Source organism: Streptomyces sp. NPDC006193 (assembly GCF_040613915.1).
GTDB lineage: Bacteria > Actinomycetota > Actinomycetes > Streptomycetales > Streptomycetaceae > Streptomyces.
The window spans coordinates 1-17,944 of sequence record NZ_JBEXTB010000041.1; the positions used below are offsets into that span (position 1 = coordinate 1).

A 17,944-nucleotide genomic window follows, 5' to 3' on the forward strand; every position below is an offset into this window, starting at 1 on the left:
AAACGCCCGGTTACATTCCGAACCCGGAAGCTAAGCCTCACAGCGCCGATGGTACTGCAGGGGGGACCCTGTGGGAGAGTAGGACGCCGCCGAACTCCTTTTACAGCTCCGGCTCCTGGGCATCGCCCAGGGGCCGGAGCTTTTTTGCGTTGAGGTAAGGTCGAGGGCGTCGTAAGTCGGCTCGTTCCCCACAGGAGGCCCCCGGGTGGAGGTCCAGGAGACCCGTGTTCAGACGGACCGGGTCCTCACCATCCCCAACATCCTCAGCATGGCGCGGCTCGTCGGCGTACCGCTGTTCCTGTGGCTGATCCTCAGGCCCGAGTTCGGCGGCCCGAAGAGCGATGGCTGGGCCCTCCTCGTACTGGCCCTGAGCGGGGTCAGCGACTATCTCGACGGCAAGCTCGCCCGGCGCTGGAATCAGATCAGCAGCCTCGGCCGGCTGCTCGATCCGGCCGCCGACCGGCTCTACGTCCTCTCCACGCTCCTCGGCCTCACCTGGCGCGAGATCCTGCCGCTCTGGCTGACCGCGCTGCTGCTGGCCAGGGAACTGGTCCTGCTGGTCATGGTGGGCATCCTCCGCCGGCACGGGTATCCGCCGCCGCAGGTGAACTTCCTGGGGAAGGCCGCGACGTTCAACCTGATGTACGCCTTCCCGCTCCTGCTCCTCAGTGACGGAACTGGTTGGATCGCGTCACTCGCTGCTATTTTCGGATGGGCGTTCGCCGGATGGGGTACAACCCTGTATTGGTGGGCAGGAGTGCTCTACGTGGTACAAGTCCGCCGTTTGGTTCGTGCGGATGCCACGGCCGATTCCACTCAGTGATTGTGGTCCGTACCCCACGCCTCGATGGCCCGCGGCGCGAAAGTGCGGGACAATCCTGACGGGTGAAGTCGGCTAGACAGTCGTCTCTTGGAGGAGGACGCTTCCGACATGAAGGCCGTCGTGATGGCCGGGGGCGAAGGCACACGCCTGCGCCCCATGACCTCGAGCATGCCCAAGCCGCTCCTGCCCGTGGCCAACCGCCCGATCATGGAGCACGTGCTACGGCTGCTCAAAAGGCACGGGCTCACCGAGACCGTTGTCACCGTGCAGTTCCTGGCATCGCTCGTCAAGAACTACTTCGGTGACGGCGAAGAGCTCGGAATGGAGCTCACGTATGCCAACGAGGAGAAGCCACTCGGTACCGCCGGAAGCGTCAAGAACGCCGAGGAGGCGTTGAAGGACGATGCCTTCCTCGTCATCTCCGGTGATGCCCTGACCGACTTCGACCTCACCGAGCTGATCAACTTCCACAAGGAGAAGGGCGCGCTCGTCACGGTCTGCCTGACCCGCGTGCCCAACCCGCTGGAGTTCGGCATCACCATCGTCGACGAGGAGGGCAAGGTCGAGCGCTTCCTCGAGAAGCCGACCTGGGGGCAGGTCTTCTCCGACACCGTGAACACGGGCATCTACGTGATGGAGCCCGAGGTCTTCGACTACGTCGACCCCGATGTTCCCGTCGACTGGTCCGGCGATGTCTTCCCGCAGCTCATGAAGGAGGGCAAGCCGATCTACGGCTATGTCGCCGAGGGCTACTGGGAGGACGTCGGCACCCACGAGAGCTACGTCAAGGCGCAGGCGGACGTCCTCGAGGGCAAGGTCGACGTCGACATCGACGGTTTCGAGATCTCCCCGGGCGTGTGGGTCGCCGAAGGCGCCGAGGTGCATCCCGACGCCGTGCTGCGCGGGCCGCTGTACATCGGCGACTACGCGAAGGTCGAGGCCGGCGCGGAGATCCGCGAGCACACCGTCGTCGGCTCGAACGTCGTCGTCAAGAGCGGCGCCTTCCTGCACAAGGCCGTCGTGCACGACAACGTGTACGTCGGGCAGCACAGCAATCTGCGCGGCTGCGTCGTCGGCAAGAACACCGACATCATGCGCGCCGCCCGGATCGAGGACGGCGCGGTCATCGGCGACGAGTGCCTGATCGGCGAGGAGTCGATCGTCCAGGGCAACGTCCGCGTCTACCCGTTCAAGACCATCGAGGCCGGTGCGTTCGTCAACACCTCGGTGATCTGGGAGTCCCGCGGCCAGGCCCACCTCTTCGGCGCCCGCGGCGTCTCCGGCATCCTGAACGTGGAGATCACCCCGGAGCTGGCGGTCCGGCTCGCCGGCGCCTATGCGACGACCCTGAAGAAGGGCGCCACCGTCACCACCGCCCGCGACCACTCCCGGGGCGCCCGGGCGCTCAAGCGCGCGGTGATCTCCGCGCTCCAGGCCAGCGCCATCGACGTACGCGACCTGGAGAACGTGCCCCTGCCCGTGGCCCGGCAGCAGACCGCGCGAGGCAGCGCCGGCGGCATCATGATCCGGACCTCGCCGGGTGTCCCGGACTCCGTCGACATCATGTTCTTCGACGGCAACGGCGCCGACCTGTCCCAGGGCAGCCAGCGGAAGCTCGACCGGGTCTTCGCCCGGCAGGAGTACCGGCGGGCGTTCCCCGGCGAGATCGGCGACCTGTACTTCCCCGCGAGCGTCTTCGACTCGTACACCGGATCGCTGCTGCGGAACGTCGACACGACCGGCATAGCCGAATCCGGCCTCAAGGTCGTCGTGGACGCCTCCAACGGCAGTGCCGGGCTCGTGCTGCCCAGCCTGCTCGGCAAGCTCGGTGTGGACTCGCTGACCATCAACCCCGGTCTCGACGAGTCCAGGCCCACCGAGACGGCCGAGATGCGGCGCAACGGACTGGTGCGGCTCGGTGAGATCGTGGCGTCCTCGGGCGCCGCGTTCGGCGTCCGGTTCGACCCCGTCGGCGAGCGCCTGTCGCTCGTGGACGAGAAGGGCCGGATCATCGAGGACGACCGGGCGCTGCTGGTGATGCTGGACCTGGTGGCCGCCGAGCGGCGCAGCGGGCGGGTGGCGCTGCCCGTCACCACCACCCGGATCGCCGAGCAGGTCGCCGCGTACCACGGCACCCAGGTCGAGTGGACCACCACCTCGCCCGACGACCTCACCCGGGTCGGCGGCCAGGAGGGCACCATCTTCGGCGGCGACGGCAAGGGCGGCTTCATCGTCCCCGAGTTCAGCAGCGTCTACGACGGCACGGCCGCCTTCGTACGGCTCATCGGACTCGTGGCGCGGACCCAGCTCACCCTGAGCCAGATCGACGCGCGGATCCCGCGGGCGCACGTCCTCAAGCGGGACCTGGCCACGCCGTGGGCCGTCAAGGGCCTGGTGATGCGGCGGGTGGTCGAGGCCGCCGGGGACCGGTCCGTCGACACCACCGACGGCGTGCGGGTCGTGGAGGCCGACGGGCGCTGGGTGATGGTGCTGCCCGACCCGGCCGAGGCGGTCACCCACCTGTGGGCCGAGGGACCCGACGACGCCTCCGCGCAGGCCCTGCTGGACGAGTGGTCGGCCGTCGTGGACAGCGCCGGCCGGTAACGCACACCCGGCTGCTCCGGACGGCAAAACCGCCGCACGTGCGCGTGCCGGACAAGTGTCCTCAAAAGGGCCTGTCCGGCACGCCGGTGGGGCCGTTCGGAGGTACCGCTCGCGACATGCGACGATGTGCGGCATGCCGCAGCAACCCCCCGTTCGGAGCAGCCCCGCGCGGCCGCAGCGCCCGGACGCCTCCATGTCGTTGATCACCAACGTCATGGACCACAGCCTCGACGACGGGTACGCCGAGGCCGCCGCCCGGAAGAAGGCCGAGGGCGAAGGCGGTCTGCCGAAGACGCTCCGGGCCAAGCTGGGCCTGGCCGCGGGACTCGTCCTCGCGGCGCTGGTCGTCACCGTGGGAGCGGCGCAGGCGCGCGTGTCGGCGCCGGTGGTGGCCAAGGAGCGCCAGGAGCTGATCGACCGGATCGACAGCGAGACCAGGGACGCGGACAAGCTCGAGACCGCCGTCGACGAACTGCGCGAGGACGTCGGCGCCCGTCAGCGGGCGGCCCTGCGGGCCGGCGGCGGCGGCACGGAGGCGGACCTGGCGGGACTGCTGTCGGGCGCGACCGCCGTGCACGGCCCCGGCGTGAAACTCGTCGTGAACGACGCCGAGGACGCCGGTCCGGGCGGTGACGGCGGCCCCCGCGAGGCGTCGAACTTCTCCGACACCGGCCGCGTGCGCGACCGCGACATGCAGCGCGTGATCAACGGGCTGTGGGCCTCCGGGGCGGAGGCGATCTCCATCAACGGGCAGCGGCTGACCGCCCTGTCCGCGATCAGGGCCGCGGGTGACGCGATACTGGTCGACAACAGGCCGCTGGTGCCGCCGTACACGGTGCTGGCGGTGGGGGACGGCGAGCGGCTGAGCACCAGGTTCCAGGACAGTGCCGACGGCCTGTACCTGCACGCGCTGAGGGAGAACTACGGCATCCGCGCCACCATCTCCACGGAGGGCGACGTGCGGTTGCCCGCCGCCCCCAGTGTGATCGTAAGAACAGCACAGCCGAGCACCGAGAAGAGCGAGAAGGGCACATCGTGATCGCCGTACTGGGCCTCGTCGTGGGAGTCGTGGCCGGCCTGTTGGTCCGGCCCGAGGTTCCGGCGGTCGTCGAGCCTTATCTGCCGATCGCCGTCGTCGCGGCGCTGGACGCCGTCTTCGGCGGTCTGCGGGCCATGCTCGACGGCATCTTCGACGACAAGGTCTTCGTGGTGTCGTTCCTGTCGAACGTGGTCGTCGCCGCCCTCATCGTGTTCCTGGGCGACAAGCTGGGTGTGGGCGCACAGCTGTCCACGGGTGTCGTCGTGGTCCTGGGCATCCGCATCTTCTCCAACGCCGCGGCGATCCGACGGCACGTGTTCCGGGCGTGACGGCCATGAGCGAACGCAACGACCGGAACGACCGGAACGACCGCAACGACCAGCCGGAGAGCAAACTGCGCAGGGAACTGCCGGCCGAGGTGCCCACGCCCGCGCCCGCCCCCGCGCCCGCGTCCGCGCCTGCTCCCGTGTCCGCTCCCGCTCCCGGGCCCGAGACGGCGGAGCCGGCCGAGCAGCAGGAGCGGGAGCCGCAGCAGCCGCTGAGCGGGCGGCAGCGGCTCGTCGACGGCCTGTGGCCGCCGCGTTTCACGCGCGCCCAATTCATCGTCGCGCTGCTGCTGTTCGGCCTGGGATTCGGGCTGGCCGTCCAGGTCGCGTCCAACAGCGACACCGACAGCGCGCTGCGCGGCGCACGGCAGGAGGACCTCGTGCGCATCCTGGATGAACTGGATGCGCGTACGGAGCGTCTAGAAGACGAGAAGCAGGGACTCGAGAAACAGCGTCAGGAGCTGCAGAGCAGTTCCGACCAGGCCGCGGAGGCGCGCCAGCAGACCGCCGAGAAGGAGAGGCAACTCGGCATCCTGGCGGGCACGGTGGCGGCGAAGGGTCCCGGCATCACCATGACGATCGAGGACACGAAGGGGACGGTCCAGGCGGACATGCTGCTCGACGCGATCCAGGAGCTGCGCGCGGCCGGCGCGGAGGCCATCCAGGTCAACCGGGTCCGGGTGGTGGCCGGCACGTACTTCACGGACTCCGGCGGCAGCGTGAGCGTCGACGGGAACAAGATCAAAGCCCCCTATCGTTTCAAGGTCATCGGCAAGCCGCAGGACCTCGAGCCCGCGCTGAACATCCCGGGAGGCGTGGTGCAGACGCTGGAGAAGGAGCAGGCCACGGTCACCGTCGAACGGTCGAGCAAGATCGTCGTGGACGCCTTGCGACAGGCGGAGCGGCCTGACTACGCTCGGTCGTCCTCCCGGTGAACCGTCGGTGCATGGGGGCTCTCGCGCAAGGGCATGAGGTTGCGGGGGGTCGGCGCACCGAAGGGGTGCTGCGTGGTGGAAACTGTTTGGTGCATACGGACGTTGTGAGGATGTCCGGCTCGGCCGGTGTAGGCAATCAGGGTTCGTCCTGCCCCACGGGCGGGTCTGTTTCGGTCAAGGGGAATCGCCCGTGAAGTTGTTTGCGAAGTTGTTCGGCAAGAGCGCGCGAGAGGGCAGCGACAACGCCACCGCCCGCCATCGCGCACAGCCTGACGCGGAGGACCGGCGCCCGCTGTTCCGGGACCAGGTCACTGGTCCGGGCGGTGACATTTCCGGTGGTCAGGGCGCGGCGTCTGTTGACCCTGCGCAGTCCGGCGGCATAGGTTTCGGGCAACCGTCAACCTCAGGTGCGGGTGGAGGGTTTGCCTCCGGCCCGTACGCGTCCAACGCCCCGGCGGGGCAGCCGCGGCAGGAGGATCCGTCGATGTCGGTCCTGGTGTGTACGAGGTGCGGTAACCGCAACGCGGAGAACGCCCGGTTCTGCTCCCACTGCGGAGCGCCGCTGCGCCCCGGCGTGGCGCCGGAGCGGGCCTCCGAGACGACGTCGACGATCTCGATCTCCGGCCTGGAGGCCTACGACTCCGAGGCGACCGGCCAGACGCCGCTGCCGATGCTCTCCCCGGAGGCGCAGGCCGCCGTGGACGCTCTGCCGCTGGGCTCGGCGCTGCTGGTGGTGCGCCGGGGTCCGAACTCGGGCAGCCGCTTCCTGCTGGACAGCGACCTGACCACGGCCGGCCGCCACCCGCAGAGCGACATCTTCCTGGACGACGTCACGGTCTCCCGGCGGCATGTGGAGTTCCGGCGCTCCGCGGACGGGACCTTCACGGTCGCCGACGTGGGCAGCCTGAACGGCACGTACGTCAACCGTGAGCGCATCGACCAGGTCGCCCTGGCGAACGGCGACGAGGTGCAGATCGGCAAGTACCGGCTGGTGTTCTACGCGAGCCGGCAGGGCATCTGACCGGCCCCCGGACTCACGTCCGGGGGGACCCCCAGGGAAGGTCCATGCTTCGATCACCGAGCGGCGGTGCCGGAAGCGGCACCGCCGCCAGGGACAGTGGCCTGATGAGCATCGGCACGGTGCTCAACGTGCTGCGCGACGAGTTCCCCGAAGTGACCATCTCCAAGATCCGCTTCCTGGAGTCGGAGGGGCTGATCGAGCCGCAGCGGACCCCGGCGGGGTATCGCAAGTTCAGCGCCGGGGACGTCGAGCGCCTCGGTCATGTCCTGCGGATGCAGCGGGACCACTACCTGCCGCTCAAGGTGATCCGTGAGCACCTGGACGCCATGGAGCGGGGCGAGGCCGTGGCCCTGCCGCTGGTCGGGCGCCAGCGCACCCCGGACGACTCTCCGCAGCCGCCGGAGGCGCCGACGGCGGCCAGGATCGGCCGGGCGGAGCTGCTGGCCGCCGCGGACATCGAGGAGGGCCGGCTGGAGGAGTGGGAGTCCTACGGGCTGATCACTCCCCTGGAGGACGGGGTGTACGACGCCGAGGCCGTCACCGTGGCCTCGCTCGTCGCCGAGCTGGGCCGGTACGGGATCGAGCCGCGCCACCTGCGGGCGATGAAGGCCGCCGCCGACCGCGAGGCGGGGCTGATCGACCAGGTGGTGGCACCGCTCAAGCGCCACCGCAACCCGCAGACCAGGGCCCTCGCCGCGGCCCGTACGAAGGAACTGGCGGCGCTCACGACGAAGCTGCACGCGGCCCTGGTCAGGACAGCTCTCGGCGTGCGGCTGCCCTGACACCCGATGCCCCGGGCCCGCGCCGGATCGGCTCTTGACAAGGGGCTGCGCAGGGGCGTCCGGGCGACCGGATCGGGCACCTGTTCCCGGCCCGACTACCCAAACGTCCCGGGCACGGCCTAGGGTTGCTGTGTGAACGAGCTCGATGTCGTAGGTGTCCGGGTCGAAATGCCCTCCAACCAACCGATCGTGCTCCTGCGCGAAGTGGGGGGCGACCGTTACCTCCCCATCTGGATCGGGCCGGGGGAGGCGACGGCGATCGCCTTCGCCCAGCAGGGCATGGCCCCCGCGCGACCGCTGACGCACGACCTGTTCAAGGACGTGCTGGAGGCCGTCGGCCAGGAGCTGACCGAAGTGCGTATCACCGATCTGCGGGAAGGCGTCTTCTACGCGGAGCTGGTGTTCGCCAGCGGGGTCGAGGTCAGCGCCCGCCCCTCCGATGCCATAGCGCTGGCCCTGCGCACCGGGACGCCGATCTACGGCAGTGACACGGTGCTGGACGACGCGGGCATCGCCATCCCGGACGAGCAGGAGGACGAGGTGGAGAAGTTCCGCGAGTTCCTCGACCAGATCTCGCCCGAGGACTTCGGCACCAGCAGCCAGTAGGCCGCGGGGCGGTCCCTCCCACCCGGTGCGCCACCGGGCGGCGGCGGCTCCGCACAGCCGGTGCTCCGGCAATTGCCTCCGGCCGGTGAGAGCGTCCTACGGGTTCCCGCGAGGGCATTCGGCTAGCCTTTCCCCGCGGTGGGACACGGGAAACCACTCTTAGGGTGATTATCACTCGGCGTGCCGAGTGTGGCGATCGTTGACGCACCCTTGGTGACTGCCTACCGTCGAGAAGGCAGGTCAAGGACGGAGGTCGGCGTGAGAAGCAGCGGCGACGGTACGGCCGGGGGCGCCCCCGGACGCAGCTTCGGGGAGAGCGGTCCGTACCCGCCCCCGGGCTCGCGGCTGCACCCGAGCGGGGGCCACCCCCGGTCCGGCAGCACGGTCGATCACGCCCCGCAGCTGGCGACGGCGGTGCCGAACGGCGGAGGGGTGGCGTCCATGACGTCCGAGCAGATCGGCTACCGCGGGCCCACGGCCTGCGCGGCCGCCGGCATCACCTACCGGCAGCTCGACTACTGGGCGCGCACCGGTCTGGTCGAGCCCAGCGTGCGGCCGGCCTACGGGTCGGGCACCCAGCGCCTGTACAGCTTCCGGGACGTCGTCGTCCTGAAGATCGTCAAGCGCTTCCTGGACACCGGGGTGTCCCTGCAGAACATCCGCACGGCCGTCCAGCACCTCAGGGAACGCGGTTTCCGTGACCTGGAGCGGATGACCCTGATGAGCGACGGCGCCACCGTCTACGAGTGCACGTCGCCGGACGAGGTGCACGCCCTGCTCCAGGGGGGTCAGGGCGTCTTCGGGATCGCCGTCGGCGTGGTGTGGCGGGACGTGGAAAGCGCCCTCTCCCAGCTGCACGGCGAACGCGTCGACACCGGTGAGACCCTCGTCGGGCACAACCCCGCGGACGAGCTGGCGCGCCGCCGCAACCGGGCGGTCTGACCCAGGGGCGTCTCCGGCGCCTCCCGCACCACCGCGTTGTCAGTGCCGTGGTGCAGCATCGAAGATGTGAGAACCGCGCCCACGATCCTCCATCTCGACATGGACGCCTTCTTCGCTTCGGTGGAGCAGGCGTCGAAGCCGAGCCTGCGCGGGAAGGCGGTCGTCGTGGGCGGGCTCGGACCGCGCGGAGTGGTGGCCACCGCGTCGTACGAGGCACGGGTGTTCGGGGTCCACTCGGCGATGCCCATGGCGCAGGCGCGCCGGCTGGCTCCGCACGCCGCCTACCTGGTCCCGCGCTTCACCGCGTACCGGGCGATCAGCGAACAGGTGATGGCGCTGCTGCGCGAGCTGTCGCCGCTGGTGGAGCCGCTGAGCCTGGACGAGGCGTTCGTGGACCTGGAGGCCGGGGGAGCGGCCTGGGACGAGGCCTCGGCGCGGCGGGCCGGGCAGCAGCTGCGCGCGGACATCCGGGCGGTGACCGGGCTCACCGGGTCGGTGGGGCTCGCCGCCTCCAAGATGCTCGCCAAGATCGCCTCCGAGCAGGCCAAGCCGGACGGCCTGGTGCTGATCGAGCCGGGCACCGAGCGGGCGCTGCTCGGACCGATGCCGGTGCGCACCCTGCCGGGGGTCGGCCCGGCCACCGGGGACCATCTGCGCAGGGCCGGGATCACCACGGTCGGGGAGCTGGCCGAGGCGGGCGAGGACGAACTGGTCCGGCTGCTGGGCAAGGCGCACGGGCACGCGCTGTACGCCATGGCGCTGGCCCGCGACGAGCGGCCCGTGGTGGCCGAGCGGGAGGCCAAGTCGGTGTCGGTGGAGGACACCTACGACGTGGACATCCACGACCGGCTGCGGGTCGCCGCGGAGGTGCAGCGGCTCGCCGACCGGTGCGTGCGCAGGCTGCGCGCGGCCGGGCTGTCCGGGCGGACCATCGTGCTGAAGGTGCGGCGGTACGACTTCTCGACCCTCACCCGCTCCGAGACCCTGCGGGGCCCCACGGACGACCCGGCGGTCGTCCGCGAGGCCGCGGCACGGCTGCTGGAGTCCGTGGACACCACGGGCGGGGTGCGGCTGCTCGGCGTCGGTGTGTCCGGGCTCGCCGACTACACGCAGGAGGACCTGTTCGCGCAGGCCATGCCGGCGGCTCCGGCGCAGGAACCGGAGGAGGGCGCGACCGAGGCCGTCGTGGAGCGTCCGCAGCCCGCCGAGCGGCAGTGGCGTGCCGGTCAGGACGTGCGGCACACCGAGTACGGGCACGGGTGGGTGCAGGGGAGCGGACTGGGGCGCGTCACGGTGCGCTTCGAGACGCCGCAGTCACCTCCGGGGCGGGTGCGGACGTTCGCCGTCGGCGACCCGGCGCTGGAGCCCGCGGATCCGCTGCCGCTGGTCGCCGAACCGTTCCGCCCGGCCGTCGGTCCCGGCCGGCGGGGAAGCGGCCGGCACGGGGTCCCGCCCCGGGAGACCGAGGAGGGGGCCCGCGCGCAGGAGGCGGGCGGTCAGGGAGCGGGTGGCCGGCGAGCCGGCGGTCGGGCAGCGGCTCCCGGCCGGGAAGGAGCCCGCCGCGACGGGGAAGAGGTCCGCGGTCAGGTCTCCTCCGACCCCGCCAGCCTGCCGAAGTCGTGGTCCGGGACCGCGGGAGGGGAGGCCACGTCGAGGCCGTAGTGGTGGTAGAGCTGCAGTTCCTGCTCGGGGGAGAGATGGCGGCCGACGCCGAAGTCGGGGGCGTCCTTGATCAGGGCCCGGTCGAAGGGGACGTGCAGGGCGCCGTCGATCAGCTCGCTCGGCGCCAGGGGGACGAAGGCGTCCCGGGAGAACAGGCCGGTGCGTATGGCCGCCCACTCGGGCACGCCGGTCGCGTCGTCGAGGTACACCTCGTCGATGGTGCCGATCTTGGTGCCATTGACGTCGAACGCCTTGCGGCCGATCAGGTTGCGCGGATCGATGTCGGTCTGCACGGTCCCTCTCCCTCCACGTGGTCGCAACTCATCCGTAAGCACTACAAAAGAGCACATTCAAGGAGGCGGCCACTCGAGGGCTCAGGCGTTGACCCCGCTGGTACGCTGGCAATGGCTGCTGACACCGTGCGGGAGAGTCCTCCGACCACCTCGGGGGCGCCGAAGGAGCAACTCCTCCCCGGAATCTCTCAGGCTCACGTACCGCACGGACGAGGTCACTCTGGAAAGCAGAGCGGGTGTCGACGGCTTCCGCTCTCACCGACGGTGAAAACCGGCGCCCCTCCGGGCGTTCGGTGAAGCTCTCAGGTCGAGATGACAGAGGGGGAGGCCGCCGGGGTATCCGTACGGGGTGCCCCTCGAAGGTCGCGTCAGACCAGGAGGCCTCCGCAATGACCGCCCATCGCATCCCGCTCTCCGAGCTCGAAGCGGGCATTCCGTTCGAACAGCGCCACATCGGGCCCGACCAGGAGGCGCGGGCGAAGATGCTCGCGCACGTCGGCTACGGCTCGCTCGACGAGCTGACCGCCGCCGCGGTCCCGGACGTCATCAAGAACGCCGACGCCCTGGACCTGCCGGGCGCCCGCACCGAGGCCGACGTGCTCGCCGAGCTGCGCTCGCTCGCCGACCGCAACCAGGTCCTCGGCTCCATGATCGGCCTGGGCTACTACGGCACCTTCACGCCGCCCGTCATCCTGCGCAACGTCATGGAGAACCCGGCCTGGTACACGGCCTACACGCCGTACCAGCCGGAGATCTCCCAGGGCCGCCTGGAGGCCCTGCTGAACTTCCAGACGATGGTCGCCGACCTGACGGGCCTGCCCACCTCGGGCGCCTCCCTGCTCGACGAGGGCACGGCCGCCGCCGAGGCCATGGCGCTGTCCCGGCGCATGGGCAAGAACAAGAAGGGCCTGTTCCTGGTCGACGCGGACGCCCTGCCGCAGACCGTCGCCGTCATCCGGACGCGGGCGGAACCGACCGGCGTGGAGGTCGTCGTCGCCGACCTCAGCGACGGCATCCCGGCCGGCATCGCCGAGCGCGAGATCAACGGCGTGCTGATCCAGTACCCGGGCGCCTCCGGCGCCGTACGCGACATCAAGCCGGTCATCGACCAGGCGCACGAGCTGGGCGCCCTCGTCACCGTCGCCGCCGACCTGCTCGCGCTGACCCTGCTGACCTCGCCGGGCGAGCTCGGCGCGGACATCGCCGTCGGCACCACCCAGCGCTTCGGCGTGCCGATGGGCTTCGGCGGCCCGCACGCCGGCTACATGGCCGTCCGCGAGAAGTTCGCGCGCAGCCTGCCCGGCCGCCTCGTCGGCGTCTCCGTCGACGCCGACGGCCACAAGGCCTACCGGCTGGCGCTGCAGACCCGTGAGCAGCACATCCGCCGCGAGAAGGCCACCAGCAACATCTGCACCGCGCAGGTGCTGCTCGCCGTGATGGCCGGCATGTACGCCGTCTACCACGGCCCCGAGGGGCTGCGGACCATCGCCCGCCGCACGCACCGCTACTCCGCGCTCCTCGCCGCCGGTCTGACCGCAGGCGGTGTCGAGATCGTCCACGGCGCGTTCTTCGACACGGTCACCGCGCGCGTGCCCGGCAAGGCCGCCGAGGTCGTCGCCGCCGCCCGGGCCAACGGCGTCAACCTGTGGCAAGTCGACGCCGACCACGTCTCCATGGCCTGCGACGAGACCACCACCCGGGCCCAGCTGGCCGCCGTCTGGTCCGCCTTCGGCGTCGACGCCGACATCGAGGCGCTGGACGCGACCACCGAGGACACCCTGCCCGAGGCGCTGCTGCGCACCGACACCTACCTCACCCACCCGGTCTTCCACCAGCACCGCTCCGAGACCGCGATGCTGCGCTACCTGCGCAGGCTGGCCGACCGCGACTACGCGCTCGACCGCGGCATGATCCCGCTGGGCTCCTGCACCATGAAGCTCAATGCGACCACGGAGATGGAGCCGGTCACCTGGCCCGCGTTCGGTCAGCTGCACCCGTTCGCGCCCGCCGAGCAGGCCGAGGGCTACCTCACGCTCATCCGCGAGCTGGAGGAACGTCTCGCCGAGGTCACCGGCTACGACAAGGTCTCGCTGCAGCCGAACGCCGGTTCGCAGGGCGAGCTGGCCGGTCTCCTGGCCGTCCGCGGCTACCACCGCGCCAACGGCGACGAGCAGCGCACCGTCTGCCTCATCCCGTCCTCCGCGCACGGCACCAACGCGGCCAGCGCCGTGATGGCCGGCATGAAGGTCGTCGTCGTCCGGACCGCCGGGGACGGCGAGATCGACGTCGAGGACCTGCGGGCGAAGATCGAGCAGTACCGCGACGAGCTGGCGGTGCTCATGATCACCTACCCGTCGACGCACGGCGTGTTCGAGGAGCACGTCGCCGACATCTGCGCCCGGGTCCACGAGGCCGGCGGCCAGGTGTACGTCGACGGCGCCAACCTCAACGCCCTGGTCGGCCTCGCCAAGCCCGGGCACTTCGGCGGCGACGTCTCGCACCTGAACCTGCACAAGACGTTCTGCATCCCGCACGGCGGCGGCGGTCCGGGCGTCGGCCCGGTGGCCGTCCGCGCGCACCTGGCGCCGTACCTGCCGAACCACCCGCTCCAGCCGGCGGCCGGCCCGGCGACGGGCGTCGGCCCGATCTCGGCGGCGCCGTGGGGCAGCGCCGGCATCCTGCCCATCTCGTGGGCGTACGTCCGGCTGATGGGCGGCGAGGGCCTCAAGCGGGCCACGCAGGTGGCCGTGCTGTCGGCGAACTACATCGCCAAGCGGCTGGAGCCGCACTACCCGGTGCTCTACACCGGCCCCGGCGGCCTGGTCGCGCACGAGTGCATCATCGACCTGCGCCCGCTCACCAAGGAGACCGGCGTGACCGTGGACGACGTGGCCAAGCGCCTGATCGACTACGGCTTCCACGCGCCGACGATGTCCTTCCCGGTGGCCGGCACGCTGATGATCGAGCCGACCGAGTCGGAGGACATCACCGAACTGGACCGCTTCTGCGACGCGATGATCGCCATCCGCGCGGAGATCGAGAAGGTCGGCTCGGGACAGTGGCCCGCCGAGGACAACCCGCTGCGCAACGCCCCGCACACCGCGGCCGCGCTCGGCGGTGAGTGGACGCACGCCTACAGCCGCGAGGAGGCCGTCTTCCCGGGCGGCGTCTCGGCCGCCGACAAGTACTGGCCGCCGGTGCGCCGCATCGACCAGGCCTTCGGCGACCGCAACCTGGTCTGCTCCTGCCCGCCGCTGGACGCGTACGAGGACTGAGCGAGCCGTGGGCGAGGGCCCCGTCCGGATTTCGTGGAAGCCGGGCGGGGCCCTTCGCCGTGTCAGTCCGTCGCCAGGGACACCTCGGTGGCCTTGATCAGCGCGATGACGTCGGAGCCCACGAAGAGCCCCAGGTCGCCGACCGCGTCCTGCGTGATCACCGCCGTGATCTCGCCGCCGGCCACGCCGATCCTCACGGAGGCCATGGCCTCGCCGGAGGTGAGCCGGGTGATGGTGCCGGGCAGCTGGTTGCGGATCGACAGGCCCTCGACCCGGCGGGTGGCGAGGGAGACCTCGGTCGACTTCACCAGCGCGCGCACCGGCGTGCCGGGGCCGAGCGCGAGCTGCTCGGCGGCCTCCCGGGTGATGGCGGCCGTGAGGTGCGGGCCGTCGTCCAGCCGGACCGTGACGAGGGCCATCACCTCGCCGGGGCGCACCTCGGTGACGGTGCCGGGAAGCTGGTTGCGGATGCTCAGGGTCATGGGCACCCACCGTAGAGCGCCGCTCCGCTCAGGCCGGGTATGCGTGCGTCTGCGTCGCCTTGACCGTCGCCCAGACCGCCGCACCCGGGTGCAGGTCCAGTTCGGCGGCGGCCGCCGCCGTCACGTCCGCGGCGAGCGGCATGTCGCCGATCAGGTCGGCGCGGATCCGGTCGCCGTGCGTCTCCAGGCCGGCGACCTCGCAGCGCCACAGGTTGCGGGCGCTGGCGCCGGAGGGCCGCTCCCGGAACAGGGTCACGGCGGACGGCGGGAACGCCACGAACACCGGCCCGGACAGCTCCTCCGTCGTGGTGACGGCCGGTCCGGCGTCGAGCTGCACGGAGTGCCCCGCGGCCCGCCCGCGGTACAGGTTGAGGCCGACGAGCCGGGCGATGTAGTCCGTGCGCGGGTGGCGGGCGACGTCGGCGGGCGCGCCCTGCTGGACGATCCGCCCGTGCTCGACGACCACCAGCCGGTCGGCCAGCACCATGGCGTCCAGCGGGTCGTGCGTGACCAGCACCGCGACCGCCTCGAACTCGGCCAGGTGGCGGCGGAGCCGGGCGCGGACCTCCAGGCGGGTGCGGGCGTCCAGCGCCGCGAGCGGCTCGTCCAGGAGCAGCAGCCGGGGGCGGGTGGCGAGGGCGCGGGCCAGGGCGACGCGCTGGGCCTGACCGCCGGAGAGGCGGCGTGGCGGGGCGCCGGCGTGGTCGGCGAGGCCCATGCGGTCCAGCCAGGCCGCCGCCTGCCTGCGGGCCTCGGCCTTGCCGGCGCCCCGGCAGCGCGGGCCGAAGGCGACGTTGTCCAGGGCGGACAGGTGGGGGAAGAGGAGGTAGTCCTGGAAGACGACGCCGACGGGGCGCGCCTCGGGGGGTGTGCGCGTCAGGCGGACGCCGTCCAGGTGCAGATGGCCGTCGGTGAGGGCGGTGAGGCCGGCGAGGGCGCGCAGCGCGGTGGTCTTCCCCGCGCCGTTGGGGCCCAGCAGTGCCACGACGTCTCCGGGTGCGGCCGTCAGGGTGATGTCCAGGCGGAAGCCGGGGCGGTCGACGACGAGGTGGGCGTCCAGGCCGGCGGCCGGACGCGGGGGCGCGGAGGGGGGCCCGCCGTCGGCCGGAGCGGGTCCGACGGCCTCACCGCGCGTGCGCGCCTCGTGGTCGGGCGCCGCCGGACCTGCCGGGGGCCGGGCCGCGCCGGCGGCCGCGGGGGCGGTGGGCCGGCGGGAGTCGTCGCCGGCGGCAGCGGCGCGGGTGCGCGTCATGACGGCACCATCCAGCGGTTCCTGAGCCCCGCCAGCACCGCGATCGACACGGCCAGCAGCACCAGGCTGAGGGAGAGGGCGGACTCGGGCTCGCTCTGCAGGGCGAGGTAGACCGCGAGGGGCATGGTCTGGGTGCGGCCCGGGAAGTTGCCCGCGAAGGTGATCGTGGCGCCGAACTCGCCGAGCGCACGCGCCCACGCCAGCACCGCGCCCGCCGCGACGCCGGGCGCGATCAGCGGCAGCGTGACCCGGCGGAACGCGGTGAAGCGGGACGCGCCGAGCGTGGTGGCCGCCTCCTCGTAGCGCGGGTCGGCGGCGCGCAGGGCGCCCTCCACGCTGATGACCAGGAACGGCATCGCCACGAAAGCCTCCGCGACCACGACACCGGCGGTGGTGAACGGCAGCGTGACGCCGAACCAGGAGTCGAGCCACCGGCCGATGATCCCGTTGCGGCCCAGCGCGAGCAGCAGGGCCACCCCGCCGACGACCGGCGGCAGCACCAGCGGCAGGGTCACCAGGGCCCGTACGAGGCCCCGGCCGGGGAAGTCCGTGCGGGCCAGCAGCCAGGCCAGGGGTACGCCGAGGACGAGGCTGACGGCGGTCGCCGCGGTGGCGCTGACCAGGGACAGCTGGAGCGCTTGCCACACCTCGGCGCTGGTGAGCCGGCCGGGCAGGCTGCGCCAGGGCGCCCGGAGGAGCAGCGCGAGCAGCGGCAGCAGCAGGAACGCCAGTGCCACCACGCCCGGCAGCAGCAGCGCGGGCGGCGCCCCGCGCCATCCCGACGCGCCGGCGCGCCGGGGCCGCGGCCGGCCCGTGCGGGGACCGGTCGCGGTGTCGGGCCTGCCGAGGGGGGTCACGGCTTCAGGAACCCGGCCCCGGTGAGCACCTTCCGGCCCTCCGCGGACCGCACGAGCGCGACGAACGCCTCGGCGGCCTCGGCGTTCCGTGCGTTCTTCAGCGGGACGATCCGGTAGTCGTTGATCGCCGCGGCGGACTCGGGGAACTCCACGCCCTCCACCTTGCCGGCGGCGGCCTGCACATCCGTCCGGTACACCAGCGCCGCGTCGGCTTCCTTCAGCACCACCTTGGTCACGGCGCTCTTGACGTTCTCCTCGTAGGAGACCGGGGTGAGCTCGAGCCCGCTCGCGTCCAGGACTTTGCGGGCGGCGGCGCCGCAGGGGACTTCCTCGGCGCACAGGACGACCTTCAGGCCGGGCCCGGCGAGGTCCTTCAGGGAGGACACGTGGTGCGGGTCGCCCGGCGCCGTGGCGATCACCAGCTGATTGCGGGCGAAGGTCACCGGCGTCCGGGCCGCGGCCTTCCCGTCCGTCACGGCGGCCATCGTCGCGGGGCTGGCGGCGGCGAACACGTCCGCCGGGGCTCCGCCGGCGATGCTCGCGGCGAGGGTGTCGCTGCCGCCGAAGCTGAAGGTCACCTCGGTGCCCGGGTGCTGCTTCTCGAACCGCTCGCCCAGGGTCGTGAAGCTCTCCTTCAGGGAGGCGGCGGCGAAGACGGTGACCGTGCCGGACAGCTTCGGTGAGGCGGATGCGGCGCCCCCGGCGGCCGGCGGGCCCGGCGAGTCCGAGGAGCCGGCCGGCGAAGAGCAGGCGCCGAGGGCTGTCAGGGCGGCGGCCGCGGCGGCCAGCCGCACCGTCCGCCGGATCCGGGGCGCGGGACGGGTCATCACGGATCTGCTCCCTCGGGTGCTGGGCCGGGGACGGTCGGGCCTCGGGCGCGACCGTCCACCGGCCGCGCTGCGATCATACTGCCGCATCTGCCAGGTGTGAGCCCCCTGGGGCATCGCAGAAGCGGGGACACTGCCCGGTACGGCTTGCAGGTGCGTCCGGAGGCCGCACGGCGGCGGGCCGCGCCCGGCCGCCGCGGGCGCCCGGCCGATCCGGG

General features: G+C 72.0%; 15 protein-coding genes, 1 rRNA gene, 1 pseudogene and 1 riboswitch. Of the genes and pseudogenes, 12 read left to right on the plus strand and 5 right to left on the minus strand.

What is annotated here, in order from left to right; translation table 11 throughout:
- From rrf to ABZ261_RS27215, 11 genes and pseudogenes are all read left to right on the plus strand, one after another.
- A 5S ribosomal RNA gene (rrf, locus tag ABZ261_RS27165) occupies positions 1-95 on the plus strand; the annotation flags it as partial.
- A 110-nt stretch (positions 96-205) separates the two neighbouring features.
- On the plus strand, positions 206-823 hold the full coding sequence (locus tag ABZ261_RS27170; RefSeq protein WP_356863587.1) for a CDP-alcohol phosphatidyltransferase family protein: 618 nt from the start codon (positions 206-208) through the stop codon (positions 821-823).
- A gap of 108 nt (positions 824-931) precedes the next feature.
- A complete protein-coding gene (locus tag ABZ261_RS27175; protein WP_356863667.1) occupies positions 932-3,427 on the plus strand; it encodes a mannose-1-phosphate guanyltransferase in 2,496 nt (831 codons plus the stop codon).
- A gap of 124 nt (positions 3,428-3,551) precedes the next feature.
- Positions 3,552-4,466, plus strand: coding sequence for a DUF881 domain-containing protein (locus ABZ261_RS27180; protein ID WP_356863589.1), 915 nt, complete (start codon positions 3,552-3,554; stop codon positions 4,464-4,466).
- Positions 4,463-4,795 carry a small basic family protein gene (locus ABZ261_RS27185; protein WP_003988855.1) on the plus strand — a complete coding sequence of 111 codons (333 nt, stop codon included), beginning with the start codon at positions 4,463-4,465 and terminating at the stop codon, positions 4,793-4,795. Before ABZ261_RS27180 ends, ABZ261_RS27185 begins: the two co-directional genes overlap by 4 nt.
- Before the next feature lie 5 nt (positions 4,796-4,800).
- Positions 4,801-5,727, plus strand: a complete 927-nt coding sequence (locus ABZ261_RS27190; RefSeq protein WP_356863590.1) for a DUF881 domain-containing protein — start codon at positions 4,801-4,803, stop codon at positions 5,725-5,727.
- Positions 5,728-5,917: 190 nt separating this feature from the next.
- On the plus strand, positions 5,918-6,748 hold the full coding sequence (locus ABZ261_RS27195; protein WP_356863592.1) for an FHA domain-containing protein: 831 nt from the start codon (positions 5,918-5,920) through the stop codon (positions 6,746-6,748).
- A 44-nt stretch (positions 6,749-6,792) separates the two neighbouring features.
- Positions 6,793-7,530, plus strand: coding sequence for a MerR family transcriptional regulator (locus tag ABZ261_RS27200; protein WP_356863594.1), 738 nt, complete (start codon positions 6,793-6,795; stop codon positions 7,528-7,530).
- Between the two features lie 132 nt (positions 7,531-7,662).
- Positions 7,663-8,136 carry a bifunctional nuclease family protein gene (locus ABZ261_RS27205; protein WP_026253112.1) on the plus strand — a complete coding sequence of 158 codons (474 nt, stop codon included), beginning with the start codon at positions 7,663-7,665 and terminating at the stop codon, positions 8,134-8,136.
- A 258-nt stretch (positions 8,137-8,394) separates the two neighbouring features.
- Positions 8,395-9,078 (plus strand): MerR family transcriptional regulator, encoded by a 684-nt coding sequence (locus tag ABZ261_RS27210; RefSeq protein WP_356863596.1) that lies wholly within the window; start codon positions 8,395-8,397, stop codon positions 9,076-9,078.
- Between the two features lie 66 nt (positions 9,079-9,144).
- Positions 9,145-10,473 (plus strand): annotated as a pseudogene (locus tag ABZ261_RS27215) (DNA polymerase IV); the annotation flags it as partial.
- A 188-nt stretch (positions 10,474-10,661) separates the two neighbouring features.
- On the opposite strand, the gene ABZ261_RS27220 reads toward ABZ261_RS27215, so the two are convergent.
- Positions 10,662-11,033 (minus strand): PRC-barrel domain-containing protein, encoded by a 372-nt coding sequence (locus ABZ261_RS27220; RefSeq protein ID WP_356863598.1) that lies wholly within the window; start codon positions 11,031-11,033, stop codon positions 10,662-10,664.
- A gap of 119 nt (positions 11,034-11,152) precedes the next feature.
- Positions 11,153-11,247, plus strand: a riboswitch (glycine riboswitch).
- 175 nt (positions 11,248-11,422) lie between these two features.
- Between ABZ261_RS27220 and gcvP the strand changes: the two genes are divergently transcribed.
- Positions 11,423-14,308 carry an aminomethyl-transferring glycine dehydrogenase gene (gene gcvP, locus ABZ261_RS27225; RefSeq protein WP_356863600.1) on the plus strand — a complete coding sequence of 962 codons (2,886 nt, stop codon included), beginning with the start codon at positions 11,423-11,425 and terminating at the stop codon, positions 14,306-14,308.
- 62 nt (positions 14,309-14,370) lie between these two features.
- Here the strand turns inward: gcvP and ABZ261_RS27230 are convergent, their stop codons facing one another.
- The 4 genes from ABZ261_RS27230 to modA are packed head-to-tail and all read right to left on the minus strand — an operon-like array spanning position 14,371 to position 17,726.
- The gene (locus ABZ261_RS27230) at positions 14,371-14,790 is read right to left on the minus strand and encodes a TOBE domain-containing protein (protein ID WP_356863601.1); all 420 of its coding nucleotides are present in this window, start codon (positions 14,788-14,790) and stop codon (positions 14,371-14,373) included.
- A gap of 28 nt (positions 14,791-14,818) precedes the next feature.
- Entirely contained in the window at positions 14,819-16,042 is a 1,224-nt protein-coding gene (locus tag ABZ261_RS27235; RefSeq protein ID WP_356863603.1) for an ABC transporter ATP-binding protein, read from the minus strand.
- Positions 16,039-16,899: a molybdate ABC transporter permease subunit gene (gene modB / locus ABZ261_RS27240; protein ID WP_356863605.1), complete on the minus strand. Its 861-nt coding sequence runs from the start codon at positions 16,897-16,899 to the stop codon at positions 16,039-16,041. The genes ABZ261_RS27235 and modB overlap by 4 nt, the downstream gene beginning before the upstream one ends.
- On the minus strand, positions 16,896-17,726 hold the full coding sequence (gene modA, locus ABZ261_RS27245) for a molybdate ABC transporter substrate-binding protein (RefSeq protein ID WP_356863607.1): 831 nt from the start codon (positions 17,724-17,726) through the stop codon (positions 16,896-16,898). The genes modB and modA overlap by 4 nt, the downstream gene beginning before the upstream one ends.
- Positions 17,727-17,944: the final 218 nt, after the last annotated feature.